Source organism: Aureimonas pseudogalii (genome assembly GCF_014196835.1).
Taxonomy (GTDB): domain Bacteria; phylum Pseudomonadota; class Alphaproteobacteria; order Rhizobiales; family Rhizobiaceae; genus Aureimonas; species Aureimonas pseudogalii.
Genome location: NZ_JACIEK010000015.1, coordinates 38,936 through 60,409, shown reverse-complemented (window position 1 = coordinate 60,409; position 21,474 = coordinate 38,936). Strand labels below are relative to the sequence as shown.

General features: G+C 61.5%; 25 protein-coding genes. 16 read left to right on the top strand and 9 right to left on the bottom strand.

Going from position 1 to position 21,474, the window contains the following annotated elements; all coding sequences use genetic code 11:
• The first annotated feature begins 29 nt into the window (after positions 1–29).
• Positions 30–584 (top strand): hypothetical protein, encoded by a 555-nt coding sequence (locus tag GGR04_RS19775; RefSeq protein WP_183201739.1) that lies wholly within the window; start codon positions 30–32, stop codon positions 582–584.
• A gap of 128 nt (positions 585–712) precedes the next feature.
• Here GGR04_RS19775 and GGR04_RS19770 read toward each other — a convergent pair whose 3' ends face one another.
• A complete protein-coding gene (locus GGR04_RS19770; RefSeq protein WP_183201738.1) occupies positions 713–916 on the bottom strand; it encodes a hypothetical protein in 204 nt (67 codons plus the stop codon).
• Positions 917–1,242: 326 nt separating this feature from the next.
• Between GGR04_RS19770 and GGR04_RS19765 the strand changes: the two genes are divergently transcribed.
• The 9 genes from GGR04_RS19765 to GGR04_RS19720 all read left to right on the top strand — a co-directional run bounded on the left by GGR04_RS19765 (position 1,243) and on the right by GGR04_RS19720 (position 6,186).
• The gene (locus GGR04_RS19765; protein ID WP_183201737.1) at positions 1,243–1,545 is read left to right on the top strand and encodes a hypothetical protein; all 303 of its coding nucleotides are present in this window, start codon (positions 1,243–1,245) and stop codon (positions 1,543–1,545) included.
• Positions 1,546–2,230: 685 nt separating this feature from the next.
• On the top strand, positions 2,231–2,368 hold the full coding sequence (locus tag GGR04_RS19755; protein WP_183201735.1) for a hypothetical protein: 138 nt from the start codon (positions 2,231–2,233) through the stop codon (positions 2,366–2,368).
• A gap of 151 nt (positions 2,369–2,519) precedes the next feature.
• Entirely contained in the window at positions 2,520–2,966 is a 447-nt protein-coding gene (locus GGR04_RS19750) for a ProQ/FINO family protein (RefSeq protein ID WP_183201733.1), read from the top strand.
• A 267-nt stretch (positions 2,967–3,233) separates the two neighbouring features.
• Positions 3,234–3,377 carry a hypothetical protein gene (locus GGR04_RS19745; protein WP_183201731.1) on the top strand — a complete coding sequence of 48 codons (144 nt, stop codon included), beginning with the start codon at positions 3,234–3,236 and terminating at the stop codon, positions 3,375–3,377.
• A gap of 129 nt (positions 3,378–3,506) precedes the next feature.
• A complete protein-coding gene (locus tag GGR04_RS19740) occupies positions 3,507–3,941 on the top strand; it encodes an antirestriction protein (RefSeq protein ID WP_183201730.1) in 435 nt (144 codons plus the stop codon).
• A gap of 194 nt (positions 3,942–4,135) precedes the next feature.
• A complete protein-coding gene (locus GGR04_RS19735; protein ID WP_183201728.1) occupies positions 4,136–4,393 on the top strand; it encodes a type II toxin-antitoxin system Phd/YefM family antitoxin in 258 nt (85 codons plus the stop codon).
• Positions 4,386–4,805, top strand: a complete 420-nt coding sequence (locus GGR04_RS19730) for a hypothetical protein (protein ID WP_183201727.1) — start codon at positions 4,386–4,388, stop codon at positions 4,803–4,805. Before GGR04_RS19735 ends, GGR04_RS19730 begins: the two co-directional genes overlap by 8 nt.
• A 149-nt stretch (positions 4,806–4,954) precedes the next feature.
• Complete coding sequence (locus GGR04_RS19725; protein WP_183201725.1) at positions 4,955–5,371, top strand: hypothetical protein; 417 nt, start codon at positions 4,955–4,957, stop codon at positions 5,369–5,371.
• Positions 5,372–5,763: 392 nt separating this feature from the next.
• Positions 5,764–6,186, top strand: a complete 423-nt coding sequence (locus GGR04_RS19720; protein ID WP_183201723.1) for a VOC family protein — start codon at positions 5,764–5,766, stop codon at positions 6,184–6,186.
• Positions 6,187–6,391: 205 nt separating this feature from the next.
• Here GGR04_RS19720 and GGR04_RS19715 read toward each other — a convergent pair whose 3' ends face one another.
• Entirely contained in the window at positions 6,392–6,823 is a 432-nt protein-coding gene (locus GGR04_RS19715) for a MarR family winged helix-turn-helix transcriptional regulator (protein ID WP_376769877.1), read from the bottom strand.
• A gap of 136 nt (positions 6,824–6,959) precedes the next feature.
• Here GGR04_RS19715 and GGR04_RS19710 point away from each other — a divergent pair, with 136 nt between their 5' ends.
• A complete protein-coding gene (locus GGR04_RS19710; protein ID WP_183201719.1) occupies positions 6,960–7,406 on the top strand; it encodes an anthrone oxygenase family protein in 447 nt (148 codons plus the stop codon).
• 132 nt (positions 7,407–7,538) lie between these two features.
• A complete protein-coding gene (locus GGR04_RS19705) occupies positions 7,539–8,555 on the top strand; it encodes a pyridoxal-phosphate dependent enzyme (RefSeq protein ID WP_183201717.1) in 1,017 nt (338 codons plus the stop codon).
• A gap of 114 nt (positions 8,556–8,669) precedes the next feature.
• Here GGR04_RS19705 and GGR04_RS19700 read toward each other — a convergent pair whose 3' ends face one another.
• The 3 genes from GGR04_RS19700 to GGR04_RS19690 form a co-directional block, all read right to left on the bottom strand.
• Positions 8,670–9,203, bottom strand: coding sequence for a glyoxalase superfamily protein (locus tag GGR04_RS19700; protein ID WP_183201715.1), 534 nt, complete (start codon positions 9,201–9,203; stop codon positions 8,670–8,672).
• Positions 9,204–9,522: 319 nt separating this feature from the next.
• Positions 9,523–9,834 carry a hypothetical protein gene (locus GGR04_RS19695; RefSeq protein ID WP_183201712.1) on the bottom strand — a complete coding sequence of 104 codons (312 nt, stop codon included), beginning with the start codon at positions 9,832–9,834 and terminating at the stop codon, positions 9,523–9,525.
• 387 nt (positions 9,835–10,221) lie between these two features.
• Positions 10,222–11,262, bottom strand: coding sequence for an IS110 family RNA-guided transposase (locus GGR04_RS19690; protein ID WP_183201785.1), 1,041 nt, complete (start codon positions 11,260–11,262; stop codon positions 10,222–10,224).
• A 440-nt stretch (positions 11,263–11,702) separates the two neighbouring features.
• Between GGR04_RS19690 and GGR04_RS19685 the strand changes: the two genes are divergently transcribed.
• Positions 11,703–12,203, top strand: a complete 501-nt coding sequence (locus tag GGR04_RS19685; protein ID WP_183201711.1) for a hypothetical protein — start codon at positions 11,703–11,705, stop codon at positions 12,201–12,203.
• A 604-nt stretch (positions 12,204–12,807) separates the two neighbouring features.
• The gene (locus GGR04_RS19680; protein ID WP_183201709.1) at positions 12,808–13,113 is read left to right on the top strand and encodes a single-stranded DNA-binding protein; all 306 of its coding nucleotides are present in this window, start codon (positions 12,808–12,810) and stop codon (positions 13,111–13,113) included.
• Positions 13,114–13,433: 320 nt separating this feature from the next.
• Here GGR04_RS19680 and GGR04_RS19675 read toward each other — a convergent pair whose 3' ends face one another.
• Positions 13,434–13,643 carry a hypothetical protein gene (locus GGR04_RS19675; protein WP_210291893.1) on the bottom strand — a complete coding sequence of 70 codons (210 nt, stop codon included), beginning with the start codon at positions 13,641–13,643 and terminating at the stop codon, positions 13,434–13,436.
• A 306-nt stretch (positions 13,644–13,949) separates the two neighbouring features.
• On the opposite strand from GGR04_RS19675, the gene GGR04_RS19670 reads away from it, so the two are divergent.
• Complete coding sequence (locus tag GGR04_RS19670) at positions 13,950–14,756, top strand: helix-turn-helix domain-containing protein (protein WP_312857493.1); 807 nt, start codon at positions 13,950–13,952, stop codon at positions 14,754–14,756.
• Between the two features lie 179 nt (positions 14,757–14,935).
• Here the strand turns inward: GGR04_RS19670 and GGR04_RS19665 are convergent, their stop codons facing one another.
• The 3 genes from GGR04_RS19665 to GGR04_RS19655 all read right to left on the bottom strand — a co-directional run bounded on the left by GGR04_RS19665 (position 14,936) and on the right by GGR04_RS19655 (position 17,149).
• Positions 14,936–16,513 carry a type IV secretion system DNA-binding domain-containing protein gene (locus GGR04_RS19665; RefSeq protein WP_210291892.1) on the bottom strand — a complete coding sequence of 526 codons (1,578 nt, stop codon included), beginning with the start codon at positions 16,511–16,513 and terminating at the stop codon, positions 14,936–14,938.
• Positions 16,514–16,641: 128 nt separating this feature from the next.
• A complete protein-coding gene (gene traD / locus GGR04_RS19660) occupies positions 16,642–16,866 on the bottom strand; it encodes a conjugal transfer protein TraD (RefSeq protein ID WP_183201706.1) in 225 nt (74 codons plus the stop codon).
• A gap of 13 nt (positions 16,867–16,879) precedes the next feature.
• On the bottom strand, positions 16,880–17,149 hold the full coding sequence (locus tag GGR04_RS19655) for a TraC family protein (RefSeq protein ID WP_183201705.1): 270 nt from the start codon (positions 17,147–17,149) through the stop codon (positions 16,880–16,882).
• 326 nt (positions 17,150–17,475) lie between these two features.
• On the opposite strand from GGR04_RS19655, the gene traA reads away from it, so the two are divergent.
• Positions 17,476–21,342 carry a Ti-type conjugative transfer relaxase TraA gene (traA, locus tag GGR04_RS19650; RefSeq protein ID WP_183201702.1) on the top strand — a complete coding sequence of 1,289 codons (3,867 nt, stop codon included), beginning with the start codon at positions 17,476–17,478 and terminating at the stop codon, positions 21,340–21,342.
• Positions 21,343–21,474 lie beyond the last annotated feature (132 nt).

Here is a 21,474-nt window from a genome sequence, read left to right as displayed (position 1 = left end):
CACCTGGCGCTCACGCGCAGACGTGAGGCTTGCGCCCTACCACCATCGTTTCATACTACCTCGGCCATTCAGACACCGCGCTCGCTGAGACCACTTTGAGCAATCCATCGGCCACCAACGGTTCGGACATCCTCTCGACCATCGCCCAGATGAGCCACGCCATCGAGGTTGGTCTACAGGACTACAAACGCGATCGCATGGCCTACGTGAAGGCAACCATCGATGTTGCCGACCAGATCGCCCTTCTCGACAATCTCATTCGGTTGAACGGCGATCCTGTTGGTGTCGAAAGGCCCCTTCAAATCTTGAAAAGGGGCCTAGAGGAGTTGGAGGACATGATCCACAACCCGCAGGACAAAGCGGAAATCCTGACCGCCATCAAAAGCCGACCGAACGCCCCCTCGGACACGATGATGAGGGACCATGCCGAAAGCCAGCGTGTCCTCGCAAGCGCCAAGATGCAGATCGCCGAGTTCGAGTCCATGGTTCGAACCACGAAAGCCCGGACCCGTATCCAGACCTTCGGCATGATCGGCGCGATCGGCGTGCTGACCGTGGCCGTCGTGATCCTCAGCATCCTCTAGGACCACATCCCGCTCGACCCGACCCGGCATGATCAGGGCGTGACCCTTCGGGCCGGGCTCTAGTCGCTGCGCGACCCGAGCCCCCGAAGGGTCTCGTCCCTCCGGGTCACGATCCCTCACGCAGGCAATCAGGCGCTTCCAACCGCTCGCATCATCAGAAGCTCCAACTCCTCGTCGGTCGCATCCACCTCTTCCGCGTCTCCAACCCGTCGACGCAGATCCACGACCTCCTCCGCCGCTTCCAGCAGCAGGGCCGAGACCTCCGGCGGCGCCGTCTCCGCCGCGTATCGCAGCCTTCCAACGAGCTCCGGTTTCACCTTGCCAGCGGCCATGCACGCTCCCGTCCTGCGATCGCCTATCCATCCCACGCCGCGACGGGTGGCAAGGCCCATCGTCCGCCGCTCGATCCGATCCAGAGCCTAGCGCGGTGAGCCGGTCTCACTGGCGCCCCTCCACATCGTCGCCGACCTCGGCCGAGCCATCCCATGAAGCAGACGACCCTAGCCGCAACGAACCCTCGCGCAACTGCCCGATGGGCAGTCCTCCACTGCGTTCCGGTCCTCTGACGAGGATGCTGCTCGGCTCCGCAACGGCTGGTCGGGTGTCTGCGGGGATTGGCTCCGCAAGGTTCAACCCCTAGATTGGAAAGGAGACAGCCATGAAGATCGACCGGCTCAAGATCGCTGACGCTCTGGTCGAAGCCGGAATCGCAGCAGACAAGGCCAGCCCCCTCGCCAAGGCGTTTGGTGAGGCTTACGACGAGGCGGAGAAAGACATGGCATCCACCGAGAACGTTGACCGCATCATCGCCAAAAGCAGTGCCGACATGCACAAGCTCGGTGCCGACCTGCATAAGGCCAACGCCGACATTCAGGCTGCCATCACCCGGCAAACCGTCTGGATCGCGACCATCGTGGCTGCCGGCGTCGGCATCATCATCGCCGTCAGCCGTCTCGGCTGAACGACAAGCCCGCTTCGGCGGGCTTGTCACCTCGCCCAGCGGCCTTCCTCGACCGCCGCCACGGACATCGGCGTGAACCTATCTCTCACAGCTTCAGCTCTATGCTGCCTCACCAACGTCGCTCTGGCCCAGCCGATCGAAGGGCCCGTTGGCTTGGGCCAAACGGCCTATGCCGATGGCCCGCGCGTGCGTCCCGATCGCGTCGTTGAGGACAGCCGTTGCCCCGTCGACGTCCAATGCGTCCATGCTGGACGGCTGATCGTGCGTGTCACGGTGATCGGCGGCGGATGGGAAAAGGTTCTGGACCTGACGCTCGGAGCACCCGTTCCGGTCGCCGACGGTCAACTGACCCTGACTAGAGCGAGCCCCGATAGGACAGCGCGGAATGGTGCCCGTGAGTCCATGCCCTATCGCTTCACCTTCCTGTTCCAGGGCGGCCGTTAAGCCAGCCCCTCTTGGCGCCGCAAGGCGGCGCGGGGTGCCGACCAGCGCCAAGCTGGACCTTTCCCTCCCTGAATAGGCGGCATCATACGGGACGGCCTCGGGCGTCAAGGACGATGGTCCCCCCAAAATGCTGCGCATTTCGGCTCCCCCATCGCCGGCGCCGCCGGTCGCCTCACGGCGATCCCTGACCCCCTTCGCCCTTACCCGTGGCCGGATCTCCTATCCAACGAAGGAGCTTCCCATGATCTACGACATCTTCGCCGAAATCGCTGAACTGCGCGCCGAGCTGGCTTCCTGCTTCCTCACCAAGCGCGAGCGCTGGGAGAGCCTGAAGCGCCTCGCCGTCCTCGAAGTCGAGGCGAAGGAGGCGGAGGCGTGAGCCTCCTTTCCTTGTCGGCCGTCCCTATCTTAAAATGCCCGCCACGGGCACAGGACCGCGCTGACTTGCGCGCCGCGGATTGATACAAGCGGCATACGCCGGCGGCGACCAGTGCTGGTCTGCGGGACCGCAATCCATATTCGAGGACGCGATGACCGACACGGCCCCCAAGCCCCCCGCTCTCTGGACCAAGAAGCGTGGTCCGATCAACGCCACCGCTCACAACGTCGAAGTCGCCAAAACCATCAACCTGTTCCTGATCGCGCCGATTGCGGTTCTGCCAGACAGCACCGACGGGATCATGCGACCCTTCGCGATCGGGATCGGCGCCGAGATCAAGGCGCGCATGAAGCCCGACGCCAAGTGGTCCGACGTCAGTCGCGCGATCCGAAAATACGTTCGCAGCCGGTCCTATCTGTTCGCCGTCGCCCAGCCGGACGCCATGCGTCACGACATCGATGGCAACCCGGTCGAGCCCGTCAGCAAAGCCGACAGAATGACCGCGATGATCGATTGGACATCGATCAAGACCACTTTCGAGAAGCGAAAAAGTGAACAGGCGCTGGTCGATCAGGCAGATCAGGCCGCGGCCGCCTGAAGCTCTCGGTCGTTGCAGTCCCCTGCGGCGCCGCGAGGCGGCGCGGGTTGCCAACCAGCGCCATACCTACCCTTTCCTCCCTGATGACTGCCCATGATACGGGACGGTCTCGATCGTCAAGGACGATGGTTCCCCCAATTTTCACGCCGCTTCGCGACGAGAAAATCGGCTCCCCCATCGCCGACTCCGCCGGTCGCGTGCCGCGATCCCTGACCCTCTTCACCCTTACCCGTGCCCTTCCTTCGTCATCAACGAAGGAGCAGCACAATGACCTACGACATCTACTTCGACATCGCTGAACACCGCGCCGAGCTGGCGCATTGCCTCCTCACCAAGCGCGAGCGCGCCGAGACCCTCCGCAACCTCGAGAAGCTCCTCGCCGAGGCCGCGGCGAAGGAGGCGGAGGCGTAAGCCTCCTTCTCGTGTCGTCACTGGCCGACAGCCGCAGCCGCCACCAGAGTTCGAGGAAGGGCGTGACGGGCGAGCCCGTCAGACCAGAGAGAGACGTCGGGCCGATCCTCACACCTTCTGGAGATCCCCATGTCCGAAGCGACCGCCACCGCCATCCCGAACCGTCCGCAGGCCGCCAGCATCGTGGCCGACAGCCGGCGCATGACCTTTCTGCCCGCACTCTTCGGACCCCGCCGCATGGTCGCCGGCGAGGCTACCATCTACAACGTCATGGGTCAGCTCAGCCCCGAGTATCGCGGCGGCCTATGGGACTTCCTCGAGCTCGACGGCAAGCCGCTCTACATGCGCCATGACGGCGAGGGCCGGATCGGTATCCAGTGGCACGGCAACGGCTTCGAAGGCATCGTGTCAACCGACGCCGCCGGCATCATCGCCTGCCTTCTCGCCTTCTCCAGCCTGTCCTTCGACGACCCCACCGACCTCATGGCGGATGCCTTCCACCGCCTGCGGGAGTTCGCCCTCGATCACCCCGAGGCCCGCACGATCTTTCGCGCCATCGACTAGGCCCCGCCCAACACGAAACGCCCGACCAAGTTGGAGGCTGTCGCCTCCAACCACCGTCGGCGCAATGTCTCGAACCTAACCAAGCGCCGGGAACATTGTGATGCGAAATCGCCAGACTCGACCAAACCAAGCGCGCTCCGCTTGATGAAAAATCGGAATGTTTGTATATTACGACTTATCCAAAGGAGGCGTTCATGCAGAAGTTCTCAACCGTCGAACTGCTTCGCGACATCAAAACCGTGACCATGGCCGCTGATCGCCAGCCCGTCGCCATCACTCAACACCGCAAGCCGCGCTACGTCCTCATGACCTACGATGATTTCGCGGCGATGAAAGCGCAGTCCGACCCGCGGATGGTCTACGGCGCTGGAGAAACACCGCCTGACCTCGCTGCCATGATCCTCCCCGAACTGGATCGATTGATCGCGGAAGGGAACGAGTCCCATGACTGACGTTCCCAAGTCAGGGTCGATCATCCCCTATTCCTATCTATTCGGATGGCAGCGGGATCGAGGCGAGACCGAGGGCCGAAAGTCCGAGCGCCCGGTTTGCCTTCTCCTCGCCATTCCGGGCCGTAACGTCACGAACCTCGTGCTGCTGGCCATCTCTGGCGAACCGCCACGATCGGACCAGACCGCCCTCGAAATCCCATTGCTCGAGATACGACGTGCCGGTCTACGAGAATGGAAACAGGCGTGGATCCTCGTGTCGGAATACAATTACGACATTGCCGAGCGATCCTACTACTACAACCCAAACGTCGAGGTCCGAGGCTCCTTCAGCAAAGGTTTCCTCGCCAAGATCGCCGCCGCCATGAAACCGTTGATGGCATCCGGGTCTGCCAAGATCGAGCGTTTCGACTAACACCTCTTCGACACCAGCATCCCAAGGGGGCCTTGCGCCCCCCTTTTTATGCGCGCTCACCCAGAGCAAAGCTCCACACTCCGCTGGGATCCGCGATACCATTGGCCACCGACAGTCGTTTGCCAATTCAGCCATCGCGGAAATCGTCCATGCGCAAAAACACCCTCTTGGTCATCCTCGCAGCAGCAACCCTCGTCGGCGTCCAAACCGCAGAAGCCGATAGCCTCTCCGAGGCCCGCAAAGGCGCACAGCGAGGTGTCGCCATCTTCCAGAAAACCTATGAGCAGTCCGGCATGGGCGGCCTCAACGGCGCCAGTCAGGATTGCTGGAAGGCATTCCGGGCCAAACCCTCACCTCGCAAGCTCGCCGAGTGCGGTGCCATCGACATCAGCGGCTACCACCTCGACAACACCGCCAGCAAACGCATGGGCTGGGAGCCCGTGGAGTACATGACCCTGCCCAAAGCCACCGTTCGCTACGATCGGGCAGAAAAGGCCCTCAAGCTGTCGGCCCGGGAAGAGAAGGCGATCCAGAAGATCGTCGTCGCCGCAGCTTTCTCGCAGTGATTCAGCCAGCGCAGCAAGGTCCGGGCGTGACCCTTCGGGCCGGGCTCTAGTCGCTGCGCGACCCGAGCCCCCGAAGGGGTCTCGTCCCTTCGGGTCACGATCACTTCTGTAATCGGTCCTTGATCGTCAAGCGCCAATCTGGCGACGTCCGCCAATGGGGAAAATGGGTGGAAAGAGGTCCGTCCGCTCTTGGACGTCATGCCCGTCGAGCTGACATTCGACCGCTTGATGGCAGCCGCAAAAGCGTGCAGCACCCTCAACGTCTGAAACAGGTTAGGTCGGTGCGGTTGGCCCGGCCCCCGCGAAAGCGGGTCCTTCCGTCGCTATGGTGACGGCCCAAGACCTCGAACGTCCGAAGCGACCACGCTCGGGCGAACCATGGGGCTTGGAACATGCAGCAACAGATTTCGGTCATCACTCTCGGCGTTGCTTCGCTTGCACGATCTCGGCAGTTCTATGCCGACGGCTTCGGTTGGGCTCCGGTCTTCGAGAACGACGATATCGCCTTCTACCAGATGAACGGCTTCGTGCTGGGAACTTGGGCAAATCCGGGTCTTGACGAGGATATACAGCGTCCGAGCCAGCCGGCTCCCGGGGCGTTCGCCCTCGCTCACAACGTTGCCGACCAGGCTGATGTCGACCTGGTCGTGCAGCGTCTCGTCGGGGCGGGAGGAACGCTTCTGCGCAAGGCCGACGCGCCACCCCATGGCGGCTTTCGCGGCTATGTCGCCGATCCAGATGGCTATGCATGGGAGATCGCTTGGAACCCGGCATGGACGATCGATGATCGTGGCCTCGTGACCTTCGGCATCTAGGCTGAGTCCGTCAAGGCGCATACCCACATCTAAAAGCGGCAGCTTTGGGCGAACCCGCCCAAAGCTGTGATCGTCCTTGCGGGTCGGAGTCACACGATTGGCTAACGGCTTCTGCCACCGGATGTCGCAACGATCCCGTCGCATTCTCCGGGCTCCGAACTCTCAGGCGAAACGGACGTCGGTTCACCTTCCTGATCGTCGCCGGTTAAATAACCGCCTCGTCCTCCCCGTCGTTGCCCGCGCCCAGCTTGCCACGGAGGGTATTGAGGACGTGCAGGGCTGTCGCCAAGTCCTCCTTTTTGAGCTCCTTCGCCAGCTCGTCGGCGGCGGGGTACCAGACCTCGACTGCTCTTTCGTAAGCCTGCCTCCCCGACGGGGTCAGAACCACGAGCTGCGCCCGCTTGTGGTGAGGGTTAGGTACGAAGCCTGCCAGCCCGTCCTTCTCCAGCTCGTTCACGATCCGCTGGACGTTCTGCCTATTAGCGCCGAGGTCGCGGGCAAGCCAAGCCACGGTCCGGGGCCGTTCGGCATAGGCGATGGCGCCCATAATCTGCCAACGCGCACTCGTCAGCCCGAATGGCTGGACCAGTCTATCACCCCAAACCAGCGTCGCGTTATTAACGCGGAAGAGCGTCAAGACGAGTTCCGTCAACGCCTCAGCGGAATGAGATCTGTCGGGCATCGATGAAACTCGGCTTTTCAATTTGACATCATGATGTCGAAATGTAGGTTGACATCATAGTGTCAATCTCGATCCATTGGAAGGTGGCTCCATGATCCTCCCGTTTCAGATCCTCGCCGTCGTCGGTTCGGCCGCCTTTGCAGGCGTGATGCTCGCGATCGCCCTGATCCTCGGCCCCTTCTGGCGGAGCTTACCTCCCGCTGACTTTCTCACATGGTTCGCGGCGAACAGTGGCCTCATCGTCCGCACGATCCCGCTTGTGGTCGGGCCGACGATCTTCGGTCTCGTCGGTTCAATCGTCTTGTCATGGGGGGATGCCAGCATCCGCAATCTGTGGCTTGCCGCACTGGGATGCATCGCCGTACTTCTCGGTCTGACAGTCGCCTACTTCTTCCCGATCAATGCAACGTTCAACCAGGGCGCCATCGCGGTCGATGATGTTCCGGGCCAGCTCGATGCCTGGCTCGCCGTGCACTGGGTCCGCATCGTTCTAGCGCTGGCGGCTGCTGTCTTCGGCCTCGTCGCTGCAACCCGGTGAACGGATGCGGCACGGACTGGGCTGCCTTAGTGGAAAGACGTCACTGGGTGGAAAAGAGACTGGCAGCTTTCGGACGAAAATTGAGCCAAACTGCCATTGCACGCTTGGAGCCTGAGGAAGGTGGAAAGCCCTATGGCCAATCCGCAAGACATATCACTCACTCAGATCCGGTCGCGGCATCGAGATCTTTCAACCTCGATCCTTCGTACGCCGTCCGTGGAATTAGTGTCGCCTTCGCTGCAGCGAACGCTTGATCATGCAAGGCTCTATCTGAAGCTTGAGGCCTTCCAGCATACGGGTACGTTCAAGGCTCGCGGGGCTCTTTCGGTCATGCAGTCGCTGACATCAGAGGAAAGGCGACACGGCGTGACGGCAGCGAGTGCCGGCAACCATGCTATCGCGGTGGCATGGGCCGCTCGGCAACAGGGCGTGAATGCGAAGGTCGTCATGCAGTCTACGGCCAACCCCTTTCGCATCAGACAGGCTCGAGACGAAGGAGCAGAGGTCGTCCTGATGCCACCAGGCGCGGCGACCTTCTCCGAAGCCGAACGGCTAGTGCGCGAGGAAGGCCTTTCGTTCATCCACCCGTTCGAGGGAATGAACACCACTTTGGGAACCGCGGGCGTGGGTCTTGAGGTCATGGAAGACGTCCACGAGCTTGATGCAGTCGTCGTCGCGGTCGGCGGCGGGGGCCTGATCAGCGGCGTTGCCGCGGCTGTGAAACTAGTGAACCCGAAGTGTGCGGTTTACGGGGTAGAACCGCTAGGCGCCGATGCGGTCTCACGGGGTCTCGCCGCGAGCGGACCGGTTTCACTCGACCGAACGGATACGATTGCCGACAGCCTCGCTCCACCGATGTCGCTCCCGTTCAGCCTGTCGCTGATCGCTCATTATGTCGATGACGTGGTTACGGTTTCTGATGATGAAATCTGCGCGGCCCTCGTCGTCATGCAAGAGCAAGCCCGTTTAGCCGTAGAGCCCGCAGCCGCTGCCGCGTTGGCTGGCGCGCTTGGTCCGCTTCGCGCTCGTTTAGCTGGAAAGCGAGTGGCGCTCGTGGTCTGTGGTTCGAACATTGATGCGGCTAGCCATCGGGTTCTTTGTGAGCGCGGACAGACCTTCGCTGAAGGCTTGCTCAGGGAAGCCGCCTAAAGGAACGTCCGCTTCCAAGTGGTGGATATCGGCCATCGCATGTCTTTATGGGGTCGAGAGCGGGCGGACGATCGCAGTTACCTTTCGAACGCGCCGCTATCGACTTTCGCAGACCTACGTTCGCCGTTCGCAGAACCTGACGCGGTTTCCGAACGGGTCATGGACCTGGAGCTGGTCGCCCCAGGGCAATCGCTCGATCGCAGGACGTCCGTATCCATACGCTTTGCCAGTCAATTCGGCATGGTAGGCCTGGATGCCCCTGGTCCAAACGAAAGCCGTGGAGCCAGGACTGGCATCGCCGTGGTGCTCGCTGAGATGAAGCTCAAGGCCTGCCCGTTCGATCGCCATGTAGAGGGGCAGCCCCGGCTCGTGGCGGTGCTCCATCGTCACGCCGAAGCCGAGAAAACCGCAATAGAACTCCCGTGCCTTCGGAACGTCGAAAATGCGCAGGATCGGGATCGCCTGCTCGAACAAAACCGGACCTAGTCGCTCGGGCTCGAGAACCGCCGAGGCGGTGTTCCAGTCGCGGTACCCGAGCTCCACTGCGACGAGTTCGAGGCTGGTGGCGTGGGAGACGTCGATCTCCTTAGTAGCCAATGCGGATCGCAGCCGCTTGGCCATTGACTTGGCTTGGTCGATTGTCGGCATGACAGGTCCTCGCGCCGGCAACGGGTCGTCGGGGCTCGCATTGCCGATCCATTGCCGGGCGGACTATCCGGTGACGGTCATATCTCGGTGCCTTCACCATATCCATGTGGATGCGAGCGGCTGGCGGCACCTGCCAGTCCCGAACTTGTCAGCGGTCGGGCATACGTGTCAACGCGGCTTCGCGGAACGACTGCTCTTGGTAGGTCTGGCGATGCCATCCTACGTCATGATGGGGTCGAAAGCTGACCGTCTGCCAACGCGAAAGATGGGTGGAAAGACGACCGTCCGGTTAGGCACAGTCCCAAAGGACAAACAGACGCTAGACCTCCTTACAGGACTTCGACATTCGCACCTGGAGAGTTGCCAGCGTCACAGGAACTGCCATCATCACAACGAAAAACGCGACGTCGATGATATGATCACTGGGCGGAATCCATTCGTTCCCACGATAATGTGTCAGCGAATTGGTGATCATTTCTTCTGGAACCGAGGCGTAGATGGCGAAATTGACGATTGGAATGGCCAAGTACGACAAAAAGGCGATGTGCCACACCTTACGCTGCTTGAACTGATACTTTGTCACAAGCGCCGCCAAGAATGGGATCAGAATGTAACCTCCGACGTAGGCCATGTTCAGAATAGTAGATTGGTACAATATCAAACCCACACGGTTTGGCGTTGGCTTACAGGCTTCCAAGCGTCTGCTTTCGAGCAGTCTATGAAGGCGTCCAACGTCTCACAAGGGTCGAAACTTGCCGGTAGGCGCGTCCGATCGCCGCCGCAAGCCATTCGGCTGCGGGTCGCTTCCCTTTATGGGCCACGTTCCTGGATCGTGCTTCTGTACGGGGTCTGGCCGTCAGGCCGCCCCATGATGGGGTTCGAGGGGCTTCGGTCGTCCAATCTCACAGCGCGCGCTTATCTCGGAAGAGACGTCGCCGGGATCGTGACGGACTGACCGTCCCCGTCGTCCAGGATCGGGTCTGACAGGATGGTGGCTAGAAGGCTGGTGCCGCTGCTCTTATGCGGCCGCCGGCGTCTTCGCCTCCACCCCGGTCTCAAACCTTGTCCCGGCGATCCACATTCGATGCATGATCACCGCGAGCTTGCGGGCCACCGCGACACGGGCGCGTTTCGCGCCGCGTCGTCGCGCGACCGCCACGCCCCATGCCTTCAGCTTCGACGGCTTGCGCACGCGCGTCATCAGCGCCGAGGCTGCCTCGTAGAGAAGGTGACGCATCATGTCGTCGCCCGCCTTCGAGATGTGTCCGGATCGATCCGTTTCGCCGGACTGGTAGACGCGAGGCGTCAGGCCCATCAGAGCGCCGACGCTCTTCGACGCGCTGAACCGTGCCGGATCATCGACTGTGGCGCGGAACGCCAGGCTGGTGATCGGGCCTACGCCGGGAATGGTCATCAGCCGAAGGCACACGTCGTCGCGACGTGCTGCCTGTTCGAGGCGTCGGTCGATCGCTTTGCGCTCCGTCGCCATGACCTCGGCCGAACGGAGGAGCGGATCGATGGCGGCTCCCAGCATAGGCTTCTCAGCGACGAGCTCGCGAACGCGATCGCCGAACTTGCACCGGTGGACCTCACCCATCTTCAGACCGTGCATTCGTAGCAAGCCGCGGATCGTACCCTGGATCTGCATCAGCGCGGCGACGATCTGGCGGCGCGCCTGGAGGACGGTTCGCACCATCTGCGCCTCGATCGACTTCACATGAACGGCCCGGTAGTGCCCGACGCGCATCATCTCGGCGAGCCCCCGCGCATCGTTGCGATCGGTCTTCACGGGCCGGGTCGACAGGAAGCGCTCTGCATGGCGCGTCTCGACGCAGACCACCGGGAACCCAGCGTCTGTCAGATGATGGTGCAGCCATTCCGACAGCGGACATGCTTCGAGACCGACGAGATCGAGATCGGCCTTCCAGAGGTTCAGCTTGTCGATGAGCGGGCCGGGCTCGCTGCCCACCTTGCCCTGCCAAACCAGGGTGCCGTCGCGATCGAGGACGCAAACCGCCGTCTTTTCGAGAGAAACGTCGAGACCCACCACCTTGCGCATGTTCGGCTCCGTGTTGAATGAGAACACCGGAAGCCTAGCGACGTTGGAAAGCGGCGGCGACCGATTACCCCATCTCACGCGCTCGGCTTTGCCTCGCCAAGCCTCTCCCGCTTCGCGGGCTCGGCCCCAAAAAGCCGGGAGAGACGAAGGCTTCGACATGCGCGCCAGCTCGAGGCCAAACCTCAGCCCACCGGAAACACCGGGCGCCATCCATGCGGTCCCGCCCCCTTCGGGGTCGGGGCTATCTCTCTCTGACTTCGGGTATTCTACACCCGTCCCTCCGTCCTCAAGGACATCGCGGTCCCCCCAATTTTCACGACGCTGCGCATCGAGAAAATCGGCACCCCCGCTCGCCGCCGCTGGCGGCCGCGCGCGCGGTCCTTGACCACTCAGGACTACAGTGTGGGCGAACTCCGTCATCCAAATGAAGGAGTTACGACATGACCTTGAACGATTACGAAAAGCTGCGCGACACCGTGGCCTTCGCCAGCCGGTTCATCTCCACCTCGCTGATGTTCACGCATCATCCCGTCGCACGCGACTACCATACGAGGGCGATCGAGCAGTTGCAGACGATCACCAACACCATTTCCACCGTCGTCAAGGCACAGCGCGCCTTCGACGAGGCCAAGAACGACGCCGCACGCGAGGCGATCTCCGATGACCTCATGGAAGCCACCCTCGCCTTCGACATGGCAGCGTTCAACGACGCACCCGTCCACCTCGGCGACCATCTGGTCATCGACAATGCCACGGACGAGTTCCGCATCGCGCCCTTCGGGCGCTGGCTCCCGCTCAACGACAACATGCCGATCACCACCCGCATCCCGCTCCCCGAGCTGGATCGTCTCTACGACGTTCTGGAGAACCTCTACGAAGAGACCGGCATCAACATCACCGCTCAGGAGATCCGGTTCGTCCCTGTCGGCCGCGACGATTAGAAAGGAGCGGGCTTCGCCCGCTTCTTTCTATTGGCCGCACAGCGACCCGACCGGATCGACCGGTTCGGGCCGCTTAAGGTCTCGCCCCCGCGAGCCCTTCAGTGCGCCGGTCACAGCCGGCGCCAACGATCAGCAATCCGAAGGCCGCACATTTCGATCCAGCCTATGACGGCCGAGCAACCACATCCCAGCGAAGCGGTCACCCATCGTCACGACCCGCCACCTGAGCGGCTGGCCACAATCAGCCCTGGCCCTTCCCGGCCCCTTCATTCCGCCACGGCGCGAACTCGAAAACCGCGACCGGACCCCATGTAAGCATCGCTGACATCCCGCCGCGGCCCGCGCAGGGACTTGGAGGCACCATGCAGGCAAACGACGTACCAGGCCGATGTGAGCCCGAAGAGAGGCTACCACGAACCCGACCAAGGGCCTCCCTGATGCCCGTTTCCGAAGATGCCCGTTCTTGCCCGCTTGGGTCGCTATGCGCGCAACCCGAATGACGGTTTCCACCCCTGCGGGGCGGACCCTCCGCAATTCAGGTTGCTCGCGCGACGCCAGGCGCGGGCTGGCGAGGGCATCGAAACGCGCACCACAGGAGAACCCCATGCGCTCGGTCAACCGCCTCACCATTCTCGGCAACGTCGGCTCCATCAACGTCTTCAACGGCTGCATCAAGGTCTCGATCGCCACCAACCGCTCCTGGACCGGTGAAGATGGTCAGCGCCGGGAGCGCACCGACTGGGTTCCGGTCACGGTTTTCGAGGAAAACCAGCGCAAGTGGATCGAAGAGAACATCGCAAAGGGCGATACGGTCTACGTCGAGGCCCGAGTCGCACAGACCTCCTACGGCGAGGGCGATGCCCGCCAGTACACCGTGGATGTGGTCGCGAACCTCTTCAACAAGCTCTGAAGACGAAAACAGCGAGCCTCCGGGCTCGCTTTTTCATCGTTTTACGATGCTCGCCGGCTGCAACCGGCGCTGATCGCTCGCTCCTGCTTCGCAAAAGCTTCGCTTAAACCGCCCAACGCTCATAGAGCGTTGAAATCATTGTCTTATAGGGCTTTGAAGGAAGATAAATGCAGCCTCTTTTAATAGGCTACGTTCGACCCGTAAGATTGATTCCGCACTACCCCAATCAGTCGTCATCGTCGATAATTGCGCCTAGTTCTGCCGATTCGATTGCCTGCCAGCACCCAAAAAACGACTGTTCCCCTTCACGCACTCCGATTTTACGTGTCTAAGTTGGTTAATCGATCGCTCAGAATCAGGGCGTTTAACTTAAACGAGAAGGGGAGTTTCAGAATTTGCCCCAGCGTAGCGATACCACGCAGCGCGTCCTCGAGCATGTCGAACGCCGGAAAGCCGCGGGCGAACGCGGCCGCCAGTTCTTCGTTCGCGAAGAACATATGCAGATCCTGCGGCGTTTTCAGATCCAGCACGGTTACGCCAGCCAAAGCACCGCCCTTCAGGCGTTGCTCGAGCGGCTCCGTGTCGAGCAGAACACCGGGGGGGCGCCTTCGGCTTCACCCCTGAACGACAATCCCAACACGAGAGATCGCGCATAAGACAAAGCCCCACCGCGAGATCATCGCGACGGGGCTGTAGGACCTTCAAAGTAAGCGCTTGAACCCTACAGCCTCACGCCAAAATCGTCAATCGAAAATGCGATGAACTCGCCACGGGAAAGCTTTGCCATCTGCGCAGAGTGAGGTTCCTTGGCAGAACGATCCCGCACGTCCCCGAGCGTGCGAACGCTGAGCCACGCCTGGACACAGAGCGCGGTATCAACGCCCGACCTGTTCGCGTCCGACGCGCAACAGATCGCCCCTCCGCACCCTGATTTCCTGGCGCGGGCGGCGATCTGGCGCGACCGTTCCGCCGGACTGATCTCGCTCGCCGAGGCGACACGCCGATCGGCCGCGATCGGCGCTCCACCGACATCGCCTCAGCGGCTCGTCGGCACGCCTCCACGCGAACCCAATGCGCCAAGGAAGCCGAAGGCATCCTGCCCTCGTTCGCTGCGTCCCAGCCCCAACGAGAGCCGTCAGTACGCACCCGCTATGGCGACCACCGCTGCACGCGATGATCGCCTGACGCCAAACGCCAAGGCGTTCTTGCAGGTGCTGCGCGCACGTTGCGGCAAAGGGCGAGAGACGACCATCACAACAGGCACCGCTGGCAACATCATGGCGCGTTCAACGCGCACCATCAGGCGCTACCTCACCGACCTCGTTCGTTGGGGCTACATCGAGACGAAGGTCCGCACGAACCGCAACGGGATGCACATCGGCCTGACGATCATCGTCACTGAGCTCGCAGCGCCATTCTTCGAGTCCGCCAAGGGCCTCGCCCGGTGGCTTGCAGAAACGCCGGGAGCGCTCCTTCGGCCCTTCGCGGGCGTGATCCCTGGATTCCAGGGTAGGACACGAATGTCACCCAAAAACCAAACCCCAATATACTCTCTTATAGGAGTAACGGACACGACCCGCTTTGCGGGTCGTGAAAGGCTCGTGACCGAAGAAGGGCGAAATTTCAGCCCCTTCTCGACCTAGCTCACGCCACCCATAGCCGTTTCCAAGGGCAGGACGGTTCACCGAAAGGCGAACCTGTGCCGGCGCACAAAAGCGCATGCCCGATACCGCCGGTCGCGCTGGACAAGCGCGCCTGTTGGGCACAAAAAACGGCCGCTTGCGCGGCCGTTGCATCTTAATGCGTTCGCTCCGTGAGACGACTATTCAGCCGCCTCCGGAATGGGCTTGGGTGCCGGCTTCTCCTTGATCCATTCCGCTTCGACATACCCTTCGCGCAATTCGGTGCGGTCGACAAACGGGACTAGGACGCGATACATATCCCGGCCGTAGCCAAGGACTACGACCCAAGTCCCAACGTTCTCGACCAAAAAAAGCTCTGAGGACATTTCAGAGTCACGCAGGGCGTTGTCCTCGTACTCATGCCATTCTCGCGTCGTGCCCCCATTCTGCGAAGGCTTGGTTCTGAGTTCCTTGATCCGCGTCGATCCGAGAATACGCATCAGCCAGGATGCAGTCTCTCCAGGCTCCGTTCGACAGATGACCTTCGTCTGGATCGAAGACATCCACGTCTTGAACGCCTCGGGACCGTACACCTTCTCGACTGCGTGGAAATCCTGCAAGCCAAGGACCACAGGCGCACCGCGCTCGCGCCCTGCGCTCACCAGCTCTTCGATACCGTCGATCTTCGCCAGACGCGCAAACTCGTCGAGGAAGAACCATGTGCGCTGTCCATCCGGCTGCTTGAAGTTCTCGTGGAAAACCGACTTTGCCGCGATCGTGAAGAACGCCGCGATCCATGAACCCGATAGCTCGTCGAAGCGTCCGCTATGACCGAGCACGACGGTCTTGGGGAGCCCAGTCCCCTGCATGAACCGATGAATCGAGAAAAGCTTCTTACCCTTCTGATCTCCCCAGGCGATGGCCAGGAGTTCGAAATTATTGATCGCGTTCTGGATGCCGGTGCGCGTGCTGTTCCACTGGCGATCGTCGACCTCGATATAGATCAATGAGGTCGGATGGTACTCACTCGCCCACTCTGCGAGTTGCTCCTTCGGAGCCGTGAACGCGTCGAATAAATCCCGCCATGTCCAAACGCCCGGCTTGAGCGTATGAAGCATGATGATGACGACGGCGGCGACACCTTGGCCCGCTTTCTCAAAGTACTCGTACTCTGGATTCTTGATAAGGTGCTTTGCAAGGTTGATGCAGTCGGCCCGCGTTCGACAATCGCTTGAAATGTCCCAAGCCCATGAACGCTTGTCCGCTGGGTTGATGAGGGCACCCTCGCCGCCAGTGTCCTGTGCTGTTGCAAGCTCGCATGGCATCAGCGCATATACGTGCGACTTGTACCCGTAGACGATCTTGCGATCACCGGCGTCCGTCACGGACTGGAGCAGGTGGCGTAACAGGTTGGTTTTGCCGCTACCCTGGGCACCAAAAACGATCATCCCATTCAAAGCACGCCGGTCCCCAAGGGACCACTCGCCGTACATAGGCAGACCGCCATTGCCCAGCTCGGCTTTGCTGGCCGCGACGAGGCCCTTGAAATCGGAGACGGTCGGGCCCGCGAGGATGATTCTTTCCTTCTGGCGAAGCCAGCGCTGCCAGAAACCGACACTGAAGACAGTCAAGCCTGTGAGCAGAGGCGCGAACGTGATTGATTGATAGGATGTGATTTTCCGCATGTTGGCGTAGCCGTTCAGGCTGAACATTCGGCGGCAGTCGAGAACGTCCCATGGCCAAAGGCAGTAGGTCGCATTCGATGGGCTCAGGTACATGATCTGTCCTGAACTCACCATCCAGGACTTGCCTGCGAACAGCCATCCCCATGCTATGACCGTTCCGACAAACCCGACCCCCAACGCTGCGAATGCCCACCATACGGTTGGCACCGGTTCCCTGCGTATCATTGCCCGAAATTCCTTCTGCCGAGATCCGTCATACGAGCTCGATACTCGCCGTCCGACATACGCGATGCGGCATCCACGAGGACGCCCAGGATGAACGCCTTATCCGCTTCTCGCAGTCCGGCTTTCACCACCAAACCTCCAAGGCCGATCTTCTCATGAGCGTCTTTGCGTCGAGCGTCTGCCGCGGGCCATGCTTCCGCTCTTCGTAGAGCCCTTTGCATCGCCGCTATCCCTTCAAGGAGTTTCCGTTTGCGGTCTCTTAGCGGTGTCGTCTTTCTGACCCGCGTTTCCGCGAAACGTCGCGACCATCGACGCGACCGCCTCACGCAGATCCTTGTCAGGAACATTCAGCTCGAAGAGGCCCGCCTTACGCGCCATCTTTCCAAAGGCTGCTTCCTCGGCGACTTCGACTTGTCGAAGCTCAGCCTTCAGATCATCCATCTGTTTTCTCAGAACGGCCGATCGCGATTGCGACCCTTCGTTGTTCGCTTTGGGTCTGGCCATCTTACTTGTCCCCTTTCGTGTTCGAATGCGTTCTACTCGGCACGTTCCCATCCATCATAAGCCAGCACCGATGCCAAGTTTTTCTCATGACCGTGGTCGACGGCGGTGATCTGTCTCCAGGCCATGCGTACGCAACCTGCCGTCCCACTCACTCCCATGCTGGCCATCGGGAGCGAAGCGACCCTGCTCGAAGATGTGGTCGCATAGCGACCGCACGAGCATCAGGCTGTTTTGGCAGTCTGCGCACTTAGCTGTTGCGTTTCGCAACAGAGGCGATAGGACCCTCCTAGTGTCGCTGCCGAGCGACGATTGGTCGGAATGGTCTGGTGGCGATCTATAGCTTTCGCCAATCTGCGGTCACAGGAGGGAGCGGACGATCGGCCGTCGCGGCCGCTGCGTACCGCCATGCCGTCGTGATGACCTGCGAACTGACCGGGATCATCAACGATTTCTCCGGCAAGCAGGGTGGCGTCCACTCCGAACTCGCAATTCCATCCGACGCACCTGACTGGATCCGCCAAAAACTTGGCTTCACCGATCCCGAGACGGCCCATCTCGTTGGAGCCTCAGCCGTCACGGCATCCCAAGCCCTCTGGAACACGGTCGAAACGGGTGAGAAGCGCGGCGATGCTCTCTACGCGACAGACCTGATCGTCGCGCTTCCTCGCGAGCTGACCGAGGCGCAGAACATCGAACTGATCCGCGATTTCGTCCGGGTGAACTACACCGAGAAGGGCAAGGTCGTGGATTGGGCCTACCATGCGCCCGAGGACCGCCTGCATAATCCGCACGCCCATATCATGGCCACCGTGCGCCCCCTAACAGAGATCGGGTTCGGCCCGAAGACGATCGCTCAACTCGACGCCGAGGGCATCGCGATCCGTTCGGATAGGGGTGCGATCGCCTACACGAAGTGGGCCGGATCGAAGCGTGAGCTCTACGCCAACCGTGAAGCTTGGGCGGGCGCCGTCAACGTCGCTCTCGCCGAAGCCGGTCTTGATATTTCAGTCGATCATCGTTCGTTCAGGGATCGCGGCATCATCGACATCGAGCCGACGACGCACCACGGTATTGTCCACCATATCGGCGCCGTTCGCGAACCTGATATCCACGTCCAAGCCGACCTTGCAGCTCGCTCGAGAAACTTCCAGGCGCTCGTCGCCAATCCGTCACTCGTTCTCGAGCAAATCACCCGCGAACAGTCGACGTTCGACACCCGTGATGTCGCTCGTTTCATTCATCGTTATGCCGGTGAAGGCGACGACTTTGCCTCGCTTCATCGTCGCGTCGGTGCGCTTCCTGAGCTCGTAACGATCCAGGCGCAGATCCACGATCCCGAGACGGACCGCATCGTTCAGCGTGAACGCTTCACGACGACGATCGTGCTGGAACGCGAAGCGGCCATGATAGCGTCCGTCGAACGACGTTCCGCCGATGTGTCGTTTGCCGTCGATCCCGAGCGCAAGGAAATCGCCATTGGACTCGCGCAGGAAACTCAAGGATTTGCCTATACGGCCGAGCAGCGCTCGGCCGTCGATCGTCTAACCCTTGAAACCGGGCTTTCGTCTATGGTCGGCATTGCCGGCGCTGGCAAGTCGACCGTCCTGCGGGCAGTGAACGAGGTCTATACCGCCGAAGGCGCGACCGTCGTCGGTGCCGCTTTGGCCGGTAAGGCTGCCGACAACCTGCAAGTTTCCTCCGGCATCGAAAGCCGCACTCTGGCGTCTTGGGAGAATGCCTGGAGCAAGGGCTACGACCGTCTCGCGCCCGGCAGCGTGTTCGTGATCGATGAAGCCGGCATGGTCGCATCGGCGCAAATGGCGCGCGTCGTGGCGGAGCTCGACAAGTTCGGCGCCAAGGTCATCCTCGTCGGTGATGCTCGCCAGCTTCAGCCGATCGAAGCGGGCGCTGCCTTCCGCTCGATCGCGAATGAAGTCGGCTACGTCGAACTCACCGAAGTTCGTCGCCAGGAGCGTTCGGACCATGCCGAAGCCAGCGTTCACTTCGGCGCCGGCGATGCCAAGTCCGCGCTCAACATCTACCACGGAAACGATACCTTCCGACCTCACGATCGGAGAGCCGACGCCCTTACGGCAGCGATCGAAGGTTGGCATATCGACTGGCGCGCCAATGTCGACGTCGTCATGTTGGCCCATACCAATGTCGACGTTCGCGTCCTCAATCAGCTCGCTCGCGCAGCTATTCAGGCCGAGGGTGGTCTTGCTGACGAGCGCACGATGATGACGGCTCGCGGACAACGCGAGTTCGCCGTTGGTGATCGCGTCATCTTCCTCGACAACGACCGGCAACTCTCGATCCGAAACGGCAGCATCGGAACTGTCGATCGGTTCGAGAACGGCACGATGTTCGTCGCGGTACCAGAGCGCAAGCAAGCCGTCCCGGTCGCCCCCGGCGGGTACATCAACATCGATCATGGCTACGCCACGACCATCCACAAATCGCAGGGTTCGACGCACGATCGCGTGCATATCGTTGCCGGCGGAATGATGGATGCGCAGCTCACCTACGTTGCACTTTCGCGGCACCGCGAGGAGGTGACGATGCACGTTCCGTTGGAGTCCTTCACTCGTCCCGGCGCCCCCAAGCTCGCGACCGTCACTGAGGCAATGGAGCGTCTTGCGACCGATAAGCTGAAAGACACGTCGATCGATTATCGGACGACGCAGGACTACATGGAAGCGCGAAAGGCTCTCGAGGCTGAGCGGGCGATCTCCCCCGTTCCAGAAAGCCTCATAGGGCGCTTCAGGGCGTTCCTGGAAGAGCGTGGTCTTCCCGATCCGGCCGACGTCCTTCATTCCGTTCGCCAGTTCGCCGCCGAGGTTTTGGCCCGCGCTCGTTCGCCAGAAGCCGGTCAACGGATCCTCGTTCCCGAGACCCTGCTTCGTCCAGACCAGGCACCTGATCCCAAGATCGCGCCGTCTCCGGAACTCGTCAGCGCCATCCACCGTCTCGATCATGTGCAGCAGCATTCGGCCGCCATGAACCACGAAGGTCTGGCGCGTCGCTCTGCCTTCCGATCGGCCGAGAACGAACTGACGCTGATGCGAACCTCAACGCAGCTTACGAGCTATGCCGAGCGTGTGGCCGCGATCGTTCCCCCGACACTCGTGGTCGCGATCGGCCGCGACGCCCAGGCGGTTCTCCAAGACACTCGCCTTGACCATCTGGCTGATGGAACAAGGCGCGCTCTGCATGAGAACTGGATCGAGATCCATGCCGTCTCGCGCGCGGCCTGGGAACTCGGTCTTCTGGAAACCGTGCGCTCGATCGACGCGAGCTACCGTCATGATCGTATCGAGGCGACGACACTCAAGGAGTATGAGAGGTCCGTCGCGGCAGCGATCCAGCCAGTCCGTCCGATCGATACCGGCGCGACGGATACGGTCCGCATCGTCGAAGCGGTCGAGGCGCCTCAACCGTTCATCTCGGCTGTGACGCGTTGGCCCGTTTCGATCGAGCAGGCCGTCACGCGAACGCTCGAAGCTCACCCCGAAGTCACTGGCTTTTTGGACGTCGCGCGAAAGCAGGCCAGCATCATTTGGCGCGATCCGGACGCCGCCTTGGGCTTGGTCCAGGCGGCGCTGCCGGCGCACTTTGCAGAACGCCGTATCGTCCTCGATGCGGTGGCGAGCAACCCCCAGCAATATGGTGAGCTCAATGGTGGTCGAACCCTTCTGATGCGACCCGACGCGACACGTCAAAAGGCCGTCGATATGGCCATCGTATTCTCCCGCTCGATCAACAACGTGAGGGAAACGGTCGACCTTCTTCGGCCCGGCATCATGGCTGCGGAGACGCAGTGGCGAGACCTCATGGCGAAGCCTATGCCGACCCTATCGCCTGAAGCTGCGAAGGTCGTCGAAGCCCTCGTTCTTGCCAACGGCATGAAGCGGCCCGACCGAGAACCTGCCCATGAGATCGCTTTGAAGGCGATCAGCAACCGTCAGGTCCTCGCCGAGGTGACGGCATGGCGCAAGGAACTGGATCAACGCCTCGCGGTGCCGGATGCGGTGAACCGCATCCCCGAGATCAGCACGCAGAAGGCGAGCGAGATCCAGACGACTGCCGCCACGGTCGACGTCGCGTTGAAGGAAGCCAGGAACACGCAGCGGATCGAAATCGAGCGTGAACGGAGCATCACCATCAACACCTCTCCCGACATCAGCATCTAGATTGCCCTGAATCCTTTGGATCGAGAGTGAGAGACAGGGAGTGTCGGGGCATCGACTTCGATGCAGTAGAGCCCCACCGAACCGAGGCCGCTGAATTGGGCAAGCGTTCGAATTGGAAGAAGGAGTACGACC